Source organism: Herbiconiux sp. FW305-C-125 (assembly GCF_058783455.1).
The window spans coordinates 815,454-833,358 of the sequence record NZ_JBYSYO010000001.1 but is presented as its reverse complement, the minus strand read 5'-3'; the positions used below and the strand labels follow the sequence as shown (position 1 = coordinate 833,358).

Annotated in this window: 13 protein-coding genes; 9 read left to right on the top strand and 4 right to left on the bottom strand. The window is 67.0% G+C overall.

Going from position 1 to position 17,905, the window contains the following annotated elements:
- Positions 1 to 10 precede the first annotated feature (10 nt).
- Entirely contained in the window at positions 11 to 1,165 is a 1,155-nt protein-coding gene (locus tag AC3WLB_RS04330) for a sensor histidine kinase (RefSeq protein WP_492503610.1), read from the top strand.
- The gene (locus tag AC3WLB_RS04325; RefSeq protein WP_022895592.1) at positions 1,162 to 1,842 is read left to right on the top strand and encodes a response regulator transcription factor; all 681 of its coding nucleotides are present in this window, start codon (positions 1,162 to 1,164) and stop codon (positions 1,840 to 1,842) included. Before AC3WLB_RS04330 ends, AC3WLB_RS04325 begins: the two co-directional genes overlap by 4 nt.
- Before the next feature lie 10 nt (positions 1,843 to 1,852).
- Here AC3WLB_RS04325 and AC3WLB_RS04320 read toward each other — a convergent pair whose 3' ends face one another.
- Positions 1,853 to 2,434: a hypothetical protein gene (locus tag AC3WLB_RS04320; RefSeq protein ID WP_492503607.1), complete on the bottom strand. Its 582-nt coding sequence runs from the start codon at positions 2,432 to 2,434 to the stop codon at positions 1,853 to 1,855.
- 126 nt (positions 2,435 to 2,560) lie between these two features.
- On the opposite strand from AC3WLB_RS04320, the gene AC3WLB_RS04315 reads away from it, so the two are divergent.
- From AC3WLB_RS04315 to AC3WLB_RS04290, 6 genes are all read left to right on the top strand, one after another.
- Positions 2,561 to 3,043: a CarD family transcriptional regulator gene (locus AC3WLB_RS04315; RefSeq protein WP_022898150.1), complete on the top strand. Its 483-nt coding sequence runs from the start codon at positions 2,561 to 2,563 to the stop codon at positions 3,041 to 3,043.
- Between the two features lie 27 nt (positions 3,044 to 3,070).
- Positions 3,071 to 4,267 carry a 2-C-methyl-D-erythritol 4-phosphate cytidylyltransferase gene (gene ispD / locus AC3WLB_RS04310; RefSeq protein ID WP_492503605.1) on the top strand — a complete coding sequence of 399 codons (1,197 nt, stop codon included), beginning with the start codon at positions 3,071 to 3,073 and terminating at the stop codon, positions 4,265 to 4,267.
- Between the two features lie 4 nt (positions 4,268 to 4,271).
- Entirely contained in the window at positions 4,272 to 5,705 is a 1,434-nt protein-coding gene (gene cysS, locus AC3WLB_RS04305) for a cysteine--tRNA ligase (protein ID WP_492503603.1), read from the top strand.
- Positions 5,698 to 6,732 carry a 23S rRNA (guanosine(2251)-2'-O)-methyltransferase RlmB gene (gene rlmB / locus AC3WLB_RS04300; RefSeq protein ID WP_492503601.1) on the top strand — a complete coding sequence of 345 codons (1,035 nt, stop codon included), beginning with the start codon at positions 5,698 to 5,700 and terminating at the stop codon, positions 6,730 to 6,732. The genes cysS and rlmB overlap by 8 nt, the downstream gene beginning before the upstream one ends.
- Before the next feature lie 382 nt (positions 6,733 to 7,114).
- The gene (locus AC3WLB_RS04295; protein ID WP_492503599.1) at positions 7,115 to 13,711 is read left to right on the top strand and encodes a PA14 domain-containing protein; all 6,597 of its coding nucleotides are present in this window, start codon (positions 7,115 to 7,117) and stop codon (positions 13,709 to 13,711) included.
- 3 nt (positions 13,712 to 13,714) lie between these two features.
- The gene (locus AC3WLB_RS04290) at positions 13,715 to 14,332 is read left to right on the top strand and encodes a hypothetical protein (protein WP_492503597.1); all 618 of its coding nucleotides are present in this window, start codon (positions 13,715 to 13,717) and stop codon (positions 14,330 to 14,332) included.
- Here the strand turns inward: AC3WLB_RS04290 and AC3WLB_RS04285 are convergent.
- Positions 14,322 to 14,510, bottom strand: a complete 189-nt coding sequence (locus tag AC3WLB_RS04285) for a hypothetical protein (RefSeq protein WP_492503595.1) — start codon at positions 14,508 to 14,510, stop codon at positions 14,322 to 14,324. The two genes, AC3WLB_RS04290 and AC3WLB_RS04285, sit on opposite strands and share 11 nt — an antisense overlap.
- 252 nt (positions 14,511 to 14,762) lie before the next feature.
- On the opposite strand from AC3WLB_RS04285, the gene AC3WLB_RS04280 reads away from it, so the two are divergent.
- Positions 14,763 to 15,377 (top strand): hypothetical protein, encoded by a 615-nt coding sequence (locus AC3WLB_RS04280; RefSeq protein ID WP_492503593.1) that lies wholly within the window; start codon positions 14,763 to 14,765, stop codon positions 15,375 to 15,377.
- Between the two features lie 96 nt (positions 15,378 to 15,473).
- Here AC3WLB_RS04280 and AC3WLB_RS04275 read toward each other — a convergent pair whose 3' ends face one another.
- Positions 15,474 to 16,760: a DUF4032 domain-containing protein gene (locus AC3WLB_RS04275; protein ID WP_492503591.1), complete on the bottom strand. Its 1,287-nt coding sequence runs from the start codon at positions 16,758 to 16,760 to the stop codon at positions 15,474 to 15,476.
- A gap of 2 nt (positions 16,761 to 16,762) precedes the next feature.
- Positions 16,763 to 17,863 carry a sn-glycerol-3-phosphate ABC transporter ATP-binding protein UgpC gene (locus AC3WLB_RS04270; protein ID WP_022897318.1) on the bottom strand — a complete coding sequence of 367 codons (1,101 nt, stop codon included), beginning with the start codon at positions 17,861 to 17,863 and terminating at the stop codon, positions 16,763 to 16,765.
- Positions 17,864 to 17,905: the final 42 nt, after the last annotated feature.

Here is a 17,905-nt window from a genome sequence, read left to right as displayed (position 1 = left end):
TGTAATGGCTATGGAAACAGGCTGGCTGGTGCTGTTCTCTGTGGCACTCGGCCTTGCCGTGGGGGCGGGATTCGTCATCCTGCTGCACGTGGCTGAACGGCGGGGAAACAACGCGGTCACCGTCGCATCCTCCGCGGTGCCCGACGGTGTCGACCAGGTCATCGATGCGCTCGACTCGGCCGGCCTCGTGCTCGACCCGTCGAACAACGTCGTGAAGGCCTCGGTGAAGGCCTACACCTATGGTCTCGTGCTGAACGGGCTGCTCGTGCACGACGAGCTGCTCGAGATCGTGGCCCGCGTGCGGGCCGACGGGGAGTCGGTGAGCGAGGAGATCACGCTGGCCCGCGGCCCGTTCGGTGAGGCGAGCATCCATCTCGACGTGCAGGCCGCCCGCCTCGGCAGCCGCTACGTGCTCGTGCTCGCCGAGGACCGCACGGATGCCTACCGCCTCGAAGAGGTGCGCCGCGACTTCATCGCCAACATCAGTCACGAGTTGAAGACCCCGATCGGCGCGATCGCGCTGCTCGCCGAAGCGCTCGAGCCGGCCTCCGACGACCCCGAGCAGGTGCGCCGCTTCGCCAAGCGGATGGGCGCCGAGGCCACCCGGCTCTCCCAGATCACCCGCGAGATCATCGAGCTCTCCCGGCTGCAGGCCACCGACGTGCTCGCGACCGCTGAGCGCGTCGACCTCAGCGAGGTCGTCGCCTCCGCCGTCGACCAGAACCACGTCGCAGCGGATGCGCGCGACATCACCCTCGCGGTCGGCGGCGCCAAGCGGGTGCAGGTGATGGGCGACGAGGCGCTGCTCACCCTGGCGATGAACAACCTCATCGCGAACGCGGTGCAGTACTCGCCCGACGGCTCCCGCGTCGGCATCGGCGTGCACCACGACGAGGGCGTCGTGGAACTCGTGGTCACCGACCAGGGGATCGGTATTCCCGAGGACGACCTGCCGCGGGTGTTCGAACGGTTCTTCCGGGTCGACCAGGCCCGCTCGCGCAACACCGGCGGCACGGGCCTCGGCCTCAGCATCGTGAAGCACGTCGTGCAGAACCACGGCGGCGACATCCGGGCCTGGTCGCAGATCGGTCAAGGCTCCACATTCACCATCCGGCTGCCCGAGGCGCCACCCGCGTCGGCGGTTTCACAAGGAGAGAAACGATGACCCACATCCTGCTGGTCGAAGACGAAGCGGCGCTGAGCGAACCGCTCAGCTACCTGCTGCGCCGGGAGGGCTACGGGGTCACCGTGGCGCCCGACGGGCCGAGCGCCATCAGCGAGTTCGACCGCGGCGGGGTGGACATCATCCTGCTCGACCTCATGATCCCCGGCATCCCGGGCACCGAGGTGTGCCGCGAGATCCGCACCCGCTCGTCGGTGCCGATCATCATGCTCACCGCCAAGGACTCCGAGATCGACATCGTGGTGGGCCTCGAGCTCGGTGCCGACGACTACGTGACCAAGCCGTACTCGACGCGCGAGCTGCTGGCGCGCATCCGTGCGGTGCTCCGGCGGCAGCTCGAGGTGATCGACGCCGCCGAGCCGCAGCTGGTGGCCGGCCCCGTGTCGATGGACGTCGAGCGGCACACCGTCGCCGTGAACGGCAAGGAGGTGGCGATGCCGCTGAAGGAGTTCGAGCTGCTCGAGCTGCTGCTGCGGAACGCCGGCAGGGTGCTCACGCGCGGGCAGCTGATCGACCGCGTCTGGGGGTCGGACTACTTCGGCGACACCAAGACGCTCGACGTGCACATCAAGCGCATCCGCTCGAAGATCGAGAAGACGCCGTCGGAGCCGACCCTGCTCGTGACCGTGCGAGGCCTGGGCTACCGCTTCGAGGGCTGAGCCCGCGGGTTCAGCCGGCCGGGGTCTCGGTGGGCTCGGGGGTCGGGGTGGCCGTCTCGATCGGGGTGTCGACCAGCGTGGGCGGCGGCGACTGCAGGGGCGTGGCCGTGGGGGTGGGCGTCGGCGCGAGGTCTGCGTACTCGGGGAGGCTCGTGTTCAGCACCGGAACCAGGATCTGCTTGCCCTCGGCGCTGCCCGACTGGAAGTAGACGGGGAAGAGGCTGCCCGGCTTCGACACGTTGGTGAGCAGGATCTGCTCGCCGTCCTTGCCGCCGAAGCTCGTGATGGCGCCGTTGCCCTCGACCGTGACCTTCTGGCTCACGCGCTTGCCGGTGGCGCCGTCTTCGTACTGCACCTGCACCTGAGCGCTCGAGTCGCCCGTGTTCACGAACGAGACCAGCATGCTCGCGAGCTCGCCGTCCTCGCTGATGAGGGTCGCGTTGCGCACGGCGATGTCACCGATCGATCCGTTCACGCCGTCGGAGGTCTCGACGATCTCCGTGGTGGCCTGGGGGGTGACGAACGCGCACCCCGCGGTGCCGAAGCCGACGAGTGCAACCACCAGAACGGATGCGGCGAACCGAGCTCTCACAAGACCCTCCAGAGTCGTAAACGCTTTGACCCGAGCTTACAACGAGCGGGCTCCGCGGGGTTGGTTAGGACACCCTTACTACATGCCCCCTGTGGTATCCTGGTAGTCACGGAAGGACATCCATTCATGCTTTTTGAGGTCGGCGAAACAGTCGTTTACCCCCATCACGGAGCCGCCACGATCTCCGAGGTCAAGACCCGCATCATCAAGGGCGAAGAGAAGATCTACCTCAAACTCCGTGTGACGCAGGGCGACCTCACCATCGAGGTGCCCGCCGACAACGTCGATCTGGTGGGTGTGCGCGACGTCATCGGCCGCGAAGGTCTCGACAAGGTGTTCGAGGTGCTGCGTGCGCCGTTCACCGAGGAGCCCACCAACTGGTCCCGCCGCTACAAGGCCAACCTCGAGAAGCTCGCCTCGGGCGACGTCATCAAGGTGAGCGAGGTCGTGCGCGACCTGTGGCGCCGCGACCAAGACCGCGGTCTCTCGGCCGGTGAGAAGCGCATGCTGGCCAAGGCCCGGCAGATCCTCATCTCCGAGCTCGCCCTCGCCGAGAAGACCGACGAGGAGAAGGCCTCGCTGGTGCTCGACGAGGTTCTGGCCTCCTAGCCCGCTCGGGCGCCGGTCGGTCCGCGCATGGGGTCCATCGCGGTGATCGTCGTCGCCGCCGGCTCGGGCAGTCGATTGGGGCGTGCCGAACCGAAGGCGTTCGTCGAGGTCGCGGGGCGCAGCATCCTGTCGCGGTCGATCGATGCCGTTCGGGGAATGTCCGAACCGGCCGACCTTGTGGTGGTGGTTCCGGCGACGCTCGTGAGCGCGGCATCCGACACCCTGCAGGGGCTCGGCGTTGCGGCCCTCGTGGTCGCCGGCGGGGAGACCCGGCAGCGATCGGTGGCCGCGGGCATCGAGGTGCTCGCGCCCGACGTGGAGGTGGTGCTGGTGCACGACGCCGCGCGCGCGTTCACGCCGGCCGCCGTGTTCGACCGGGTGGTGGCGGCGGTGCGGGCGACGGGGCACGGCGTGATCCCCGGGCTGCCGGTCACCGACACGATCAAGCGGGTGGCGGCAGACGGCTCGGTGCGCGAGACCGTCGACCGCTCCGAGCTCACCGGGGTGCAGACGCCTCAGGGTTTTCCGCGCGACCACATCGTTTCGGCCTACGTGCGCGCGGCGGCCGACTTCACCGACGACGCGGCGCTGGTGCGTGAGGCCGGGCACGAGGTGGGTGTGGTGCAGGGGTCGGCGTTGTCGTTCAAGATCACGACGCCCGACGACCTGGAGCGGGCCGAGGAGCTCGCACGACGGGCCTCGGGCGCGGGGGCGCTTTCGCCGGTTCTGCCGCGCACGGGGGTCGGCGTGGATGCGCACGCCTTCGACGCGTCGGCCGAGCTCTGGCTGGCCGGGCTGCACTGGCCGGGGGAGCCCGGGCTCGCGGGGCACAGCGACGGAGATGTGGTGGTGCATGCCATCTGCGATGCACTCCTGGGCGCGGCTGGGCTCGGCGATCTCGGCAGTCGTTTCGGTACCGCCGATCCGGCGCTCGCGGGCGCGCACGGCGAGGTGTTCCTCTCCCGCACCCGCGACATCCTCGCGGACGCCGGTTTCGTCGTCGGCAACGTCTCGGTGCAACTCGTGGGCAACCGCCCGCGCTTCGCTCCGCGCAAGGCCGAGGCCGACGCCCTCCTCACGTCCCTCCTCGGCGCCCCGGTCTCCGTCTCAGCCACCACCACCGACGGCCTCGGCTTCCCCGGCCGAGGCGACGGCCTGACGGCCATCGCGACCGTGCTGGTTGTCGGGCGGCCCGGGCTTCGCCCGGGCAGCCCGGTAAACTAGCGCAGTGACTCTCCGCCTCTACGACTCGAAGGCCCGCGCCCTCACCGACTTCACGCCGCTCGTTCCGGGGCAGGTCGGCATCTACGTGTGCGGCCCCACCGTGCAGTCGTCGCCGCACATCGGTCACCTCCGCTCGGCCCTCGTCTACGACCAGCTGCGCCGCTGGCTCGCCTACAGCGGGTACACCGTCACCTTCGTGCGCAACGTCACCGACATCGACGACAAGATCCTCATCAACGCCGCCGAGAGCGCCGCGAGCGGCAGCCCGGAGCAGTGGTGGGCCCTGGCCTACCGCGTCGAGCTCGAGTTCACCGCCGCCTACAACGCCATCGGCGTGCTCCCGCCCACCTACGAGCCGCGAGCCACCGCATCCATTCCCGAGATGCAGGCGATCATCCAGCGCCTGATCGACTCGGGGCACGCCTACGCCACCGACGACGGCACCGGCGACGTCTACTTCGACACGGCGAGCTGGCCCGACTACGGCGAACTGACACATCAGAAGCTCGACGACATGGCACCCGCGACCGATTCCGATTCGCGTGGCAAGAAGGATGTGCGCGACTTCGCGCTCTGGAAGGGCCACAAGGCGGGCGAGCCCGAAACGGCGGCGTGGGTGAGCCCGTGGGGCCGCGGGCGCCCCGGTTGGCACATCGAGTGCTCGGCGATGTCGACCAAGTACCTGGGTGCCGAGTTCGACATCCATGGCGGCGGCCTCGACCTGCGCTTCCCGCACCACGAGAACGAGGAGGCGCAGTCGCACGCGGCGGGCGACCCGTTCGCGCGGCTCTGGATCCACAACGGTCTCGTCTCGGTCACCGGCCAGAAGATGTCGAAATCGCTCGGCAACTCGATCTTCGCCGCCGAACTCATCGCTGAGGCCCGCCCTGTGGTGCTCCGCTACTACCTCGGCGCCGCGCACTACCGCTCCACGCTCGAGTTCCACGACGGAGCGCTGGCCGAGGCCGAGGCCGCGGTGTCGCGCATCGAGGGCTTCCTCGAGCGCGCCGAGCGGCGCCTGGCGGGCACGCGCTTCGCGGGCACGTCCGAGCTCCTCATCCCCGACGAATTCCGAGCGGCGATGGATGACGACCTGAGCGTTCCGCAGGCCATCGCCGTCATTCACGAAACGGTCCGGCGGGGCAACGCCGCGCTCGACGACGAGGACTTGGCCGAGACGGCCGCCCTCCTCGGGCAGGTGCTCGCCATGACCGACGTGCTGGGCATCAACCCGCTCGCCCCTGAGTGGGCAGGTGCCGGCGACGCCGTCGCCGAGCGCGCGCTGGGCACCCTCGTGGAGCGGCTCGTCGCCGACCGTGAGGCGGCCAGGGCCGACCGTGACTTCGCAACAGCGGACCGCATCCGGGATGAACTCGGACAAGCCGGAATATCGATAGAAGACACGCCGAACGGCGCGCACTGGAGTCTCGATGGCTAAATCAGGAACGGGACGACCCTCGCGGGCCGGCGCCGTACGCAGGAGCACCAAGGGCAGCAAGGCCGTCGGTTCGGGCGGTCAGGGCCGCCAGGCGCTCGAGGGCAAGGGCCCCACCCCCAAGGCCGAGGACCGGCCGTACCACCCCGCCGGCAAGGCCAAGGCGGCGCGTGAGCGCTTCGCGGCCGCCGGCGGCAAGGGGAAGCCGGGTCAGCGCGGCGGGAACGATCGCGGTCAGGGTCAGGATGCGCGCACCGCCCCCGCCCGCCGGGTCAAGAAGGCCGACGACAGTGAGATGGTCACCGGCCGCAACTCGGTGGTCGAGGCACTGCGGGCGCACATCCCCGCGACCGCGCTGTATGTGGCGTTCCGGGTGGAGGTCGACGAGCGCGTCAAGGAGGCGCTCGCGCTGGCGAACAAGCGCGGCATCCCCGTCATGGAGGTGATGCGGCCGGAGCTCGACCGCCTCTCCGGCCACGACGCGGTGCACCAGGGGCTGGCGCTGAAGGTGCCGCCGTACGAGTACGCGCATCCGGAGACCCTGCTCGACGAGGTGCTCGCGAAGCAGCAGACGCCGTTGTTCGTGGCGCTGGACGGCATCACCGACCCGCGCAACCTCGGTGCGATCATCCGCTCGACCGCCGCGTTCGGTGGCCACGGCGTGATCGTGCCGCAACGCCGCTCGGTGGGCGTGACGGCCTCCGCGTGGAAGACCTCGGCCGGTGCCGCGGCACGCACCCCTGTCGCCATGGCGTCGAACCTCACCCAGACCCTCAAGTCGTTCAAGCAGCGCGGCGTCTTCGTGGTGGGCCTCGCCGGCGATGGAGACGTGACATTGCCCGACCTCGACTTGGCGCAGGGCCCCGTGGTGATCGTGGTCGGCAGCGAGGGCAAGGGGCTCTCGCGCCTGGTCACCGAGACCTGCGACGCCGTGGTGAGCATCCCGATCTCGGCGAACACCGAGTCACTGAACGCGGGCATCGCGGCCTCCGTCACCCTCTACGAGATCGCACGCCAGCGCGCGAACTGAATCGCCGACTCGGGTTTGTGATTAATACTCACTTCAGCTAAGCTCGACCTGCAGGTCCTTTGGGGGGACGCAGCAGTTCGAGGCCGCGGTCTCACGACCGTGGAGTACCGCTGTGTCGCGTCCCCTTGGCAGGATGTCGTTGGTCCTGTCCGCTTTGCTCATCGGCGGTGTCGTCGCGGGAAGCGGTGGTCCCGCCTGGGGCGCCGTCGGTGACGTCGTGGTGCCTTCTGCCACGGATGAGTCGGCAGCACCCGATCCGGCGCGGCTCGATACGGAGGATTCGGACCCGCCGTTGATCCAGCCCTCACCGGCCCCGGCAGGCGACTTCTCCGATGAACCGGATCGGGACCCGGTACCACTTCCGTTACCTGCGGCCCCGCTCGTGGTACCAGACGACTCCTCGGTCGATGCATTCGACGTCGACACCGCAGAACTCGTCGCCCGTACCGAATTCGACACCACATACCGCAACGCCGACGGTACGTTCACGACCGTGGCCTCACCCGAGGCCCAGAACGTGCGGGTCGGCGACGAGTGGGTACCGATCGAGACGGATGTCGCGACCGCCGGCCCGTGGGCGTGGCTCGGTATCGGCGGAGCGGAGGTGGCGCGCCATCCGCTCGCTCCGGCATTCGCGCCGACCGCCAGCGACGACGACGTGCTCCGCCTCAGCCGAGCGGGTCGCACGATCGGATTCACTCTGCGCGACGCATCCGACAGCCCGCTCGTGCGTGACGCGATCACGGGGGAGGAGAGCGCGAGTCATGTCGAGTACGACGCCGTCTTCCCGAACACTGACCTGCTGTACGACGTCACGACGTCGAGTGTGAAGGAGAACCTCCGGCTCGAATCGGCTCCTGGTGGCCGGGGCAGGACGTCGTGGTCGTGGGACGTCGATTCCGGCGGGCTGTCGCTTCACAAGACTGCCGATGGTGCCGTCGAGTTTCGTGATGGTGAAGGCGAGGTTGTCTTTCTCCTCCCGGCGCCGAGCATGTCCGATTCATCCGCGGTGGCGGGAGTCCGCACTGCCGCGGATGCGCCACTCCAGACGACGGTTCTGCACCGTGGAGACGCCTGGACGCTGACAGTCAGCGCTGAGCGCGACTGGTTGGACGACCCGGCGCGGGTCTACCCGGTACTGGTCGACCCCACCATCTCGACGGCCCCTAACGAGTACCTGCATGCCTACAAGTCCAATGGCATGACGAGCAACGGCATGCAGGTCGGCAACTCGAACAACGGCGGGTTCTGGCGAACCGTCTTTCACGTGAACTACGAGCAGTTCTTCGGCAAGCAGGTCATCGGTGCCGGGCTCGAGGTCACCGACATCTACTCCGACAGCTCGAACGACGAGTACGGCGTCGCGCTGTCGACGGCCACGACGTTCGGCTACGACAGCGTCGGCCAAGACCTCGGGGGTTTCACGATCGGGCCCAGCGGCGGCGCGAGCACGGATTCGCAACTGCAGACGAAGATCTCGGAGTACGTGCGCACGAAGTACGTGGGCGGCTACTTCACGCTGATCGGCGACGAGAGTCCCGGCGTCTTCACCTACAAGCATGTGGAGACACAGCTCGTCGTGAACTGGAAGGAGTATCCGACACCCGGTCGTCCGGGTGCATCGAGCCCGACGAACGGTGCTGTTAACGTCAGCCTGCTCCCGAAGCTCTCGGTGCAAGGTGCGACAGTCGATCCTGCTTGGCAGTTGCACTACCGGTTCCGCGTGTCCACGGCTGCAGACCCGGCGACCGATCCGAACCCGGCCTACGACTCGGACTGGGTCGGTTCGAGCGAGGTGACGATTCCGGATGCCAAGTTGCAGCCCGGGACGACCTATCGGTGGATGTGCTGGATACGGGACACGACCGACGGCCACCTCGGCGACTCGAGTGTGCGCCAGAGTCCGGTCACGTGGTCGTTCACGACGAACTCGGTGCCGCTGACATCGCTGGCATCCGCAGTGCCCGCCGACAACGGCATCGTGGTCACGACGACGCCGACCCTGAGCGTGGCAATCCCAGCGGGAACGGCGGGGCGCACGATGAAGTACTGGTTCCGGATCGCCTCGGGCAATGATTCGAAGACCGGCGTCATCGTCTCGTCGGGCTGGCAGACCGGGACGAGCTGGACAGTGCCGGCGAACTTCCTGCAGGACGGTTCGTCGTACACCTGGACGGTGTTGTCGCAGGATCAGTACTCGGACTCGGCCACACCGTGGGTCGGGCGCTTCCGCGTCAATCAGCGGATCACCGATCCAGGTCCCGCCCCGACGGATGTCGTCGGGCCGGTGGCGGTCAACCTCGCCAACGGGAACGCCGGGCTTCAGTTCTCCTCGCCGACGGTGTCGACCGCCGGTGGCCCACTCGGTATGGCGTTCTCGTACAACTCGCAGAAGCCATCGAACACGGGACTTCGTGGCGAGTACTTCGACGCCACCGAGCCTGCCTCGGCGACGCCGCCGTTCTCGTTCGACGGTCGTTCCCCGGCGATGGTGCGCATCGATCCCGCCATCGACTTCAACTGGGCACTCAGCTCGCCGACGGACGCGTCGGCCGGCGCTGCCAAACCGTTGGTGCCCGCGGATCGCTTCCTGGTTCGATGGGCGGGGATCATCACGCTGCCGGAAGGGAAGTACACCTTCGGCGTCACGGGTGACGACGGGTACCGCGTCTGGCTCGACTCGACGAAAGTCGTCGATCACTGGTTGACGGGAGCATCGACCACCTGGTCGACCACATCGATCGACGTTCCGGCGGGCGGTCGCGCATACTCCTTCAAATTCGAGTACTTCGAACACGGCGGGCCGGCCGGCGTCGTGCTCAAGTTCAAGCTCGGTGGCAAGCCGGAGACGCCGGTGCCGGCGACATGGTTCACCCGCGCCCCGGAGATCCTGCCATCGGGTTGGGGTGCATCCAGCATCCTCGCGGGCGTCTCGGGCACCTACTCCCGAGCCGAGGTGAGTGAGGGTGGGATCAAGATCACCGACGTCTACGGCTCGGTGCACTCCTACACGAAGAAGAGTTCCGGTGGCTACATGCCCCTGAGCGGCGAGTACGGAGTCGTGGCGCTCGACACGACGGGCGCCGTGACGTTCACCGATGACTCCGGCACTGTCTTCGCCTTCAATAAAGACGGCAGTTTCGCATCCGCGACGTCGCCGACCGACGTGCGAAAGCCTACGGCGCCGATCGTGTCGTACCGTTCTGGCAGCCGTCTCGTCGACAGCCTCGCCGATCCGTTGTCCCGGGTCGGTTCGACGGGCTCCTACGACCGAAAGGTCGTCTACCGCTACCGCGGCGACAGCCAATGTGTCGTTGAGGCGGGGTTCGCGCCCGCGCCGATCGGCATGCTGTGTCAGATCGAGTATCCGGATGCCGGCGTCACGAAGTTGCAGTACGACGCGAACGGCTATCTCGTGCGCATCGTCAATCCGGGAAACGAGGTCTCCACCTTCACCTACGACTCCCGCGGGCGCCTGGCCCAGGTTCGCAACGCCGTGGCGAACGACTGGCTGATGGCCGATTCGAGTCGGGTTGCGGGTCCCGCCAACCGAACCGATATCGGCTATGACTCCTCCGGCCGAGTGTCGGCCGTCACGCTGCCCGCCGGAGACGGCCTCACAGAGTCCTCCAGGTCGGGCGAGAAGTTCACCTACGCCCCGGGCGTGAGCTATGTGGACGTGGTCGGGCTCTCGGTTCCGGCCGGCACGGGGAGCGACGGCCACGCCACGAAGGTGACCTTCAACTCGATTCTCCAGCTCACCTCTTCGACGAGTGCTGAGGGTCTGACCACCCAGAGCGAGTGGAGTGCCAAAGATCAGGTGCTCTCGTCCACGGATGCCCAGGGCGTGAGAACCAGCACGATCTACAACGCTCAAGATCGCGCTGTCGCTCGGTACGGCCCAGCACCGACGAGTTGTTTCGACGCCGACAGAACCCTCCTCCTGTCGTGCATCACCTCCTATCCGATGACCCGCACGATGTATGACGAGGGCCTCCAAGGTCTGAACGTCGCCTACTGGGACAACGAGGCGCTATTCGGCCAGCCCAAGGCTTTCAGCCTGGGGTTCGACGGTGTGGCCGGCGGCGCATTTGCGCGCGACTTCGGTGCCGCAGCCCCGACCGGCGGAATCACGGATCCCGATACGTGGTCCTTGCGCGGCACGGGGCTGATCCGATTCGATCAGACGGGGGCGTATCGCTTCAACGTGTGGGCCGACGACGCGGTACGGGTGTATCTCGACGACGTGTTGGTCATCGACAACTGGACCTATCACGGCCCGGCGTTCGTCGGGGATTGGAAGGTGTTCACCGCGACCGCCGGCCAGACGGCGCGCATCCGCATCGACTACGCCGAGAACACGGGATCGGCCAATGTCCAGCTCAACTGGTGGAAACCGGGTGCCTCGACGTGGGAGGTGACCCCGGGCACGGCGCTGGCGCCCGACTATGGTCTGGAGACGGGCGCAGTGGCGTACGACACGGCACCGATCGGTGTGAGCGGCATCTCGCGCACCCAGGTCACGTCCCTTGCGAGCTCGACAGCCTATGCGAAGCCGTGGCTCGGCCTTGCGACCTCCTCGAGCGTCGATCCCTCCGGGTTCAACCTCACCACCCAGACTGTTTACGAGGGCCCGGACCTCTACAACCGCCGCATCGGACGGCTGAGCCCGGCTGACGCAGGTAGGCCCAGCCCGGCGAACGGCTCGAGCTACTCCTACTGGGCGATCGACGGCACTCCCTCGGCGGTGACCTGTGGGGTGTCGACGTCGACACGGCAGTACGGAATGCTGAAGACGGCCGTTCTCTCCCAGGCGTCCGCGGAGACCGGTGTCGGGGCGATCGCGGTCGACTACGTGTACGACGTGATGGGGCGGGTCGTCGGCACCAAGAAGACAGGCGACACCGCGTGGTCGTGTGTGTCCTACGACGCCCGCGGGCGTCCGACCGCGAAGACCTCCGCCTCGCTGTCCGCATCGGTGCGCACGACCACGTACAGCTACGCGTCGTCGACGGGCGATCCGCTGACATCCTCAGTTCAGGACGACGGCACGACGGGATCGCCGACCTCCGGGCGCATCACCACGGTCGTGAACCTCCTGGGCCAGGTCGTGTCGAAGACGGATGTCTGGGACACTGTCACCGTGATGAGGTACGACATCCTCGGACGGGTGACGGATGCGTCGGTCACCGCCGGAGGCGTGACGAACACCTCAACGTTCACCTATTCACCCGACGGCCGCGTGGAGACGGTCTCCGACAACGGAAAGCTGATCGCTGACCCGAGCTACGCCCGCGGGCAGCTCGCGTCAGTGGTGTATCCCGCCGCGGACGCCACGAATGCGGGCAACGGATCGATGCTCGCGGCGATCACCCGCGATGGCGCAGGCCGCGATACCGCTCTCACCTGGCGGTTCGCGGCGGCGGACATCGTCAGCGACACCGTGGTGCGGTCGCAAGGTGGTCGAGTGTTGCGATCGACTCTGGCCGATCCCGTCGCGCACGCCAGCTACGCGTCGACCTACTCGTTCGACTCGGCCGGGCGGCTGGCTGCAGCGACCATCCCCGGTCACGCCTTGACGTACGACTACGCCAGTAGCGGCGGTTGCGGCTCGGCCGCGCGGGCCGGCGCGAACGGCAACCGCACCCGCACTTCGGACACACCGACGGGTGGGGCGGGTCTGCAGTACGCGACCTCCTACTGCTATGACAGCGCAGACCGACTCACCTCGGCGCAGGAGCTGGTTGCGGGTACCGGGAGCGCGCCCGCCTCGATGGTTCGACCGGCGCGCTCGCTGGCCGCGACCGACATCGCCTACGACGCCCACGGCAACATCACGAAGCTCGGTAATCAGACCTTCACGTACGACGCATCCGATCGCCATATCTCGACGACGGTCGTCGACGCGGGCGTGACGTCGACCGTGTCGTACGTGCGCGATGCCACCGGTGCGATCGTCGCTCGCACCGAGCAGGAAGGCTCGGCTGCGCCGGCTACCCACCGCTACTCCGGGCCGTTGGTGCTGTCCGAGTCGAACGTCATCGAGCTGCGAACGCTGACCCTGCCCGGTGGCGTGACGGTTTCGCTTCCCGCCGCCGGCGATGCGGTCTGGTGCTACCCGAACCTGCATGGTGACGTCACCTGGACGGCCGGTCCTGGAGGTGCCCGCACCGGCCTGTACCTGTACGACCCCTTCGGTCAGCCGATCGATCTGACGACGATGGTCATCGGCAGCACGGCAGCCGACGAGTCCGTGCCCGACACGATGCCGGGCTCCTTCGACCCCGGCTGGGTCGGTTCGAAGGGCAAGGGCTACGAGCACCTCGGCTCCATCGCGACGATCGAGATGGGCGCCCGGATGTACTCGGCCATGCTCGGCCGCTTCCTCACCCCCGACCCCGTCGAGGGCGGCAACACCGGCAACTACAACTACCCCAACGACCCCGTCAACCTCTTCGACCTCACCGGCGAGCGCCAGAATTGTGGAAGCGGATGCAGCTACGCGAGTCTCATGGCTGGCCTGGCGGCGGGTCGGGATGGTGCGGGACAAAGCGCGAGGAATTCCGGCTTCAGCTCAGGCGACGGGTACAACCCAGTCGCGAGCGTGGCTTTCGCCGGACAACGATGGGCGCGGACGTCAGTCGCCCAGAGTCTCAAAAAGTATTTGAGTGCTGGTTCCTTTGTGGCGGGATTGACGGCGGGATTTGCGGCACGTCTTAAGATGCCCTGGCAAGTTATCGCTGTGGCGACAACGATGAGTTGGGTGACGGGCGCGGCTTCAACCGGCATTGGTTGTATGGCCGACCCGATGACACCGGACTGCGGGATCGGCATGATGGCTCTCATGTCGCCCGCGGGGGTCGCATTCGGAAATGGCGGGCGGCACGCACTTTCGCCAAGTGCAGGACGACTGGCCATTGGGGCGCTGACGATGAGCGAGGATATGAGGTTCGCTTTCGAGATGTTGGCGGGGATGTGAGCCGTGTCTACCGCAGCGTTGAAGTGGATGACTCTTGTTGTGTACAACGCGGCCTTCGTTGTCGCACTCGCCTATGCGGTTTTGCTGCTCGTAGACGGGTTGTTGAACCCGGAACAAGGGGCGCTCGTGGCCGCGATCGTGCTTCTTGGATGCCTGGTTGCCCTCGGCATGACGTTCCTTGTTGCTGGCCTGATTGCAGTACTGCGATTTCGGCGAGTGAAGTCAAGGTTGCCGAACGCACGCGTCTACCAGGTGACGCCGCACGAGAACTTCGACACGCTTCTTGCCGCATTCGCCGAAGACATGGGCGTCCGACCGCCCTTGTACCGCCCTTGGGACGTCTACCTGATTGTTGATGAGGATTTCGTGACATTTCTTGCTGGGTCATCTGGGCTTGAACTCGTTTCGCTCAGGAGAAGCAGCACGAGCGCGACCGTGACCTGCCTGCTGACCTGGATCGCTCTCATCCCCGTAGTACGGGTCTCGATTGCCGGTCTTCCTGCAGTGTCGCTCGCATCATCCGTGCTCATCTCCGGGGGAATGGTTTCGCGAGGCCCTCGCTTCCTCCGGCGCATCGCTGAAGACATCGGTGGGTCGCAAGAAGGTGGGCTCACACGGTGAGGCGCCAGTCTGCGTCGTCCCCACCACCCTGGGTGGAGATGGGGAGCGTGAACGTGCCCGCGGGTGGGTCGATGACCGTCGGCTCAGCGCAGCGGTGGTGCAGCACGGTGTCGATGTACGACGAGAACGCCTCGGCCAGTGGCACGTCGCGGCTCATGAACCAGCGGTGCTCGCTCACCGCGGCGGAATGTTTGCAGCGCGCGAAGACATGCGAAACGAGTGATCAGTGAGCTGTCTGCGCCCATTGAACAGATGGATCAGCAAGCGGAGGCGGAGTGTCGGAGGCTGGTCTGCATCGATTCCGACGACAGCGGCCTGCGGTGACGATGGCATGCAATGCGGTACGCAGTACCTTGCCGTCTATCAGACGTCGAGCTTATGCGGGCATGCCCGCAACGAGATCGCCTTCGGTCCACGCAGGCCCTGAAAGATGAACGACAAGCGGGGATTCTGGCTTGCGGTAGGCGGGGCGCTGGCAGCGTCGTCCGTTTTGCTGACTATGCAATTCGTGCGGTCGTCTCAGACCGGAGGTGGCGAGCCCTGGCTTCTTCCGGCCGCGATGGTGGTCTCGTTTCTGCCGATTGTTCTCGCAATTGCTTTCTTGTCCGCAGTCGCGGCGGGCTGGAATCAACGTGCGAGTCGATTGAAGGCGCAGGGCGTCTACGACGTGATCGCTCCGATAATGAAGTCGGAGCGGATGGAGACTGAGCTGTGGCGAGTCAATCCTTTGGGCCGGCGACGACGGCTGCCGCGCGCTCTGACTCTTACCGCAAATTCTGACGGAATCGGCATCTGGTCTGGCCGAAAGACTGTTGAGCTGGAAATCTGGCTTCCGTGGTCCACCATTGAGGCCATCGAGGCGACGTTGACGAGAGACCCACTCGAGAGCTTTCGCGGTCTCATCATCCACGCTCAATGGGGAGACGAGAGGGTCGGCCTGCCAATGCCCGTAACTGGAAGCTCTCCATTCGGAACCCGCATTGCCGGCACTGATGCCCTCTCCGAATTGATCGCCGACCTGAATCGAGTGCGACGCCCGGGGTGATCAGCTCGGTCCTCATCTCCGGTTGGATGGTGTCGCACGGTCGCCGCTATCTCCGGCGCATCGCCGAAGACATCAGTGGGTCGCGAGGAGCAGAGTTCAGACGGTGAGGCGCCAGTCGGCCTCGTCCCCGCCGCCCTGCGTGGGGATGGGGAGCGTGAACGTGCCCGTGGGCGGGTCGATCACGGTCGCCTCGTCGCGGCGGTGGCGCAGCACCGTGTCGATGTACGACGAGAGCGCCTCGGCCAGCGGAACGTCGCGACTCTGGTCCTGGCTCATGAACCAGCGGTGCTCGAGCAGCTGGTGGAACACCTCGGCCGGCTCGAGCTTGCCGCGCAGGTCGCGCGGAATGGCACGGATGACCGGCTCGAACACCTTCGCGAGCCACTCGTGCGCCACCATCTCCTCGTCATAGCCCTTGCGGCCGTACTTGGCCGTGTAGGAGTCCAGGTCGTTGAGCAGCCGCCGCGCCTGGTTCTCCTGGGCGTCGAGCCCGGTGAGGCGGAGCAGCCGGCGCTGGTGGTGCCCCGCATCCACCACCTTGGGCTGGATGCGCACCGTCGTGCCGCCCTCGGTGGTCTTGATGGCGAGCTCCTCGATGTCGAAGCCGAGGTCGTTCAGGCGGTCGACCCGCTCGTTGATGCGCCACCGCTCCGACGAGTTGAACGACTCGGCACCGGTGAGCTCCTTCCAGAGCGACCGGTAGGCCGCGACGATGCCGTTGGAGACCGTGATCGGGTCGAGCTCTTCGTCGACACGGCCGCCGGCCTCGAGATCCATCAGCTCGCCGGCGATGTTCACCCGGGCGATCTCGAGATCGTTCTCACGCTGTCCGTTCGACAGGCCGTCATAGAGCTGACCGGTCTCGGCGTCGACGAGGTAGGCGGCGAAAGCCCCCGCGTCGCGCCGGAAGAGGGTGTTCGAGAGCGACACGTCGCCCCAGAAGAAGCCGATCACGTGCAGCCGCACCAGCAGCACCGCGAGGGCGTCGACGAGACGCGTCGCCGTGTCGGGCCGCAACTGCTGCGAGAACAGGGCACGGTAGGGGAGCGAGAACTTCAGGTGCCGGGTGACCAGCACCGAGTTCAACGGGTCCCCGGATGCATCGGTGCGGTTCGTGATGACGGCCAGCGGGTCGACGCAGGGCACATCGAGTCGCTGCAGTGTGCGCAGCATCTCGTATTCCCGCTTGGCCATCTCATCCGTCGTCTCCTTGATGGCGATGACGTGACCGGAGAGGTGGGCGAACCGCACGAGGTGCCGCGAGATGCCCTTGGGCAGCGCGGCGATGTACTCGTCGGGCCACTCGTCCAACGGCAACTGCCACGGCAGATCCAGCAGGGCCGGATCTGCCGTGGCAGAGGTGATCGAAAGGGAGGTCGCCAAAACTAGCTGACGACGGCCTTGTTGCCGAGGCGCTCGCCCGACTCGAGGTCGAACAGGTGCACGTGGTTCGGTGCGGCGGTGAGGTACACCTTGTCGCCCACGAACGGGTGCGAGCGGCCGTCGACGCGGGTGACGATGTCGGTGCGCTTGCCCTCGATCTCGGAGTGACCGTAGAGGTAGCCGTCGGCGCCGAGCTCCTCGATCAGGTCGACCGTGACCTCGAGGCCTTCGCCCGGGGTGGAGGAGACGATGATGTCCTCGGGCCGCACGCCGATGGTGGCGCTGGTCGCGGTGGTGGAGGCCAGGGTCTCGCGGTCGACCGGGACGATCGAGGTGCCGAACTTCACGCCGGTGTCGGCGAGGTCGGCGTGGAACAAGTTCATGGCGGGGGAGCCGATGAATCCGGCGACGAACACGTTGTTCGGCTTCTCGTAGAGGTCGCGCGGCGAGCCGACCTGCTGGAGCAGGCCGTCCTTCAGCACGGCGATGCGGTCGCCCATGGTGAGCGCCTCGGTCTGGTCGTGGGTGACGTAGACCGTGGTGACGCCGAGGCGGCGCTGCAGCGACGCGATCTGGGTGCGGGTCTGCACGCGGAGCTTGGCGTCGAGGTTCGACAGCGGCTCGTCCATGAGGAACACCTGGGGCTGACGCACGATGGCGCGGCCCATGGCGACGCGCTGACGCTGACCACCGGAGAGGGCCTTGGGCTTGCGCGAGAGGTACGGCTCGAGGTCGAGCAGCTTCGCGGCTTCGAGCACGCGGGCGGCCCGCTCATCCTTGTTGACGCCGGCGATCTTGAGCGCGAAGCCCATGTTCTCAGCCACGGTCATGTGGGGGTAGAGGGCGTAGTTCTGGAAGACCATCGCGATGTCGCGGTCCTTCGGCGGGATGTCGGTGACGTCGCGGTCGCCGATGAGGATGCGGCCCTCGTTGACCTCTTCGAGGCCGGCGAGCATGCGCAGCGAGGTCGACTTTCCGCAGCCGGAGGGGCCGACGAGCACGAGGAACTCGCCGTCGGCGACCTCGAGGTCGAGCTTGTCGACCGATGCTCGCGTGGCTCCCGGGTAGATGCGGGATGCCTTGTCGAACGTGACAGATGCCATGATTCAGTTGCTCCTTCACCGGCAGGTACGTGCCGGACGATC

Bases quoted from the DNA above. Each gene is read 5' to 3' on its own strand.
- AC3WLB_RS04330 (WP_492503610.1), top strand. From the start codon at position 11: ATGGAAACAGGCTGGCTGGTGCTGTTCTCTGTGGCACTCGGCCTTGCC.
- AC3WLB_RS04325 (WP_022895592.1), top strand. From the start codon at position 1,162: ATGACCCACATCCTGCTGGTCGAAGACGAAGCGGCGCTGAGCGAACCG.
- AC3WLB_RS04315 (WP_022898150.1), top strand. From the start codon at position 2,561: ATGCTTTTTGAGGTCGGCGAAACAGTCGTTTACCCCCATCACGGAGCC.
- ispD (WP_492503605.1), top strand. From the start codon at position 3,071: ATGGGGTCCATCGCGGTGATCGTCGTCGCCGCCGGCTCGGGCAGTCGA.
- rlmB (WP_492503601.1), top strand. From the start codon at position 5,698: ATGGCTAAATCAGGAACGGGACGACCCTCGCGGGCCGGCGCCGTACGC.
- AC3WLB_RS04280 (WP_492503593.1), top strand. From the start codon at position 14,763: ATGAACGACAAGCGGGGATTCTGGCTTGCGGTAGGCGGGGCGCTGGCA.
- AC3WLB_RS04270 (WP_022897318.1), bottom strand. From the start codon at position 17,863: ATGGCATCTGTCACGTTCGACAAGGCATCCCGCATCTACCCGGGAGCC.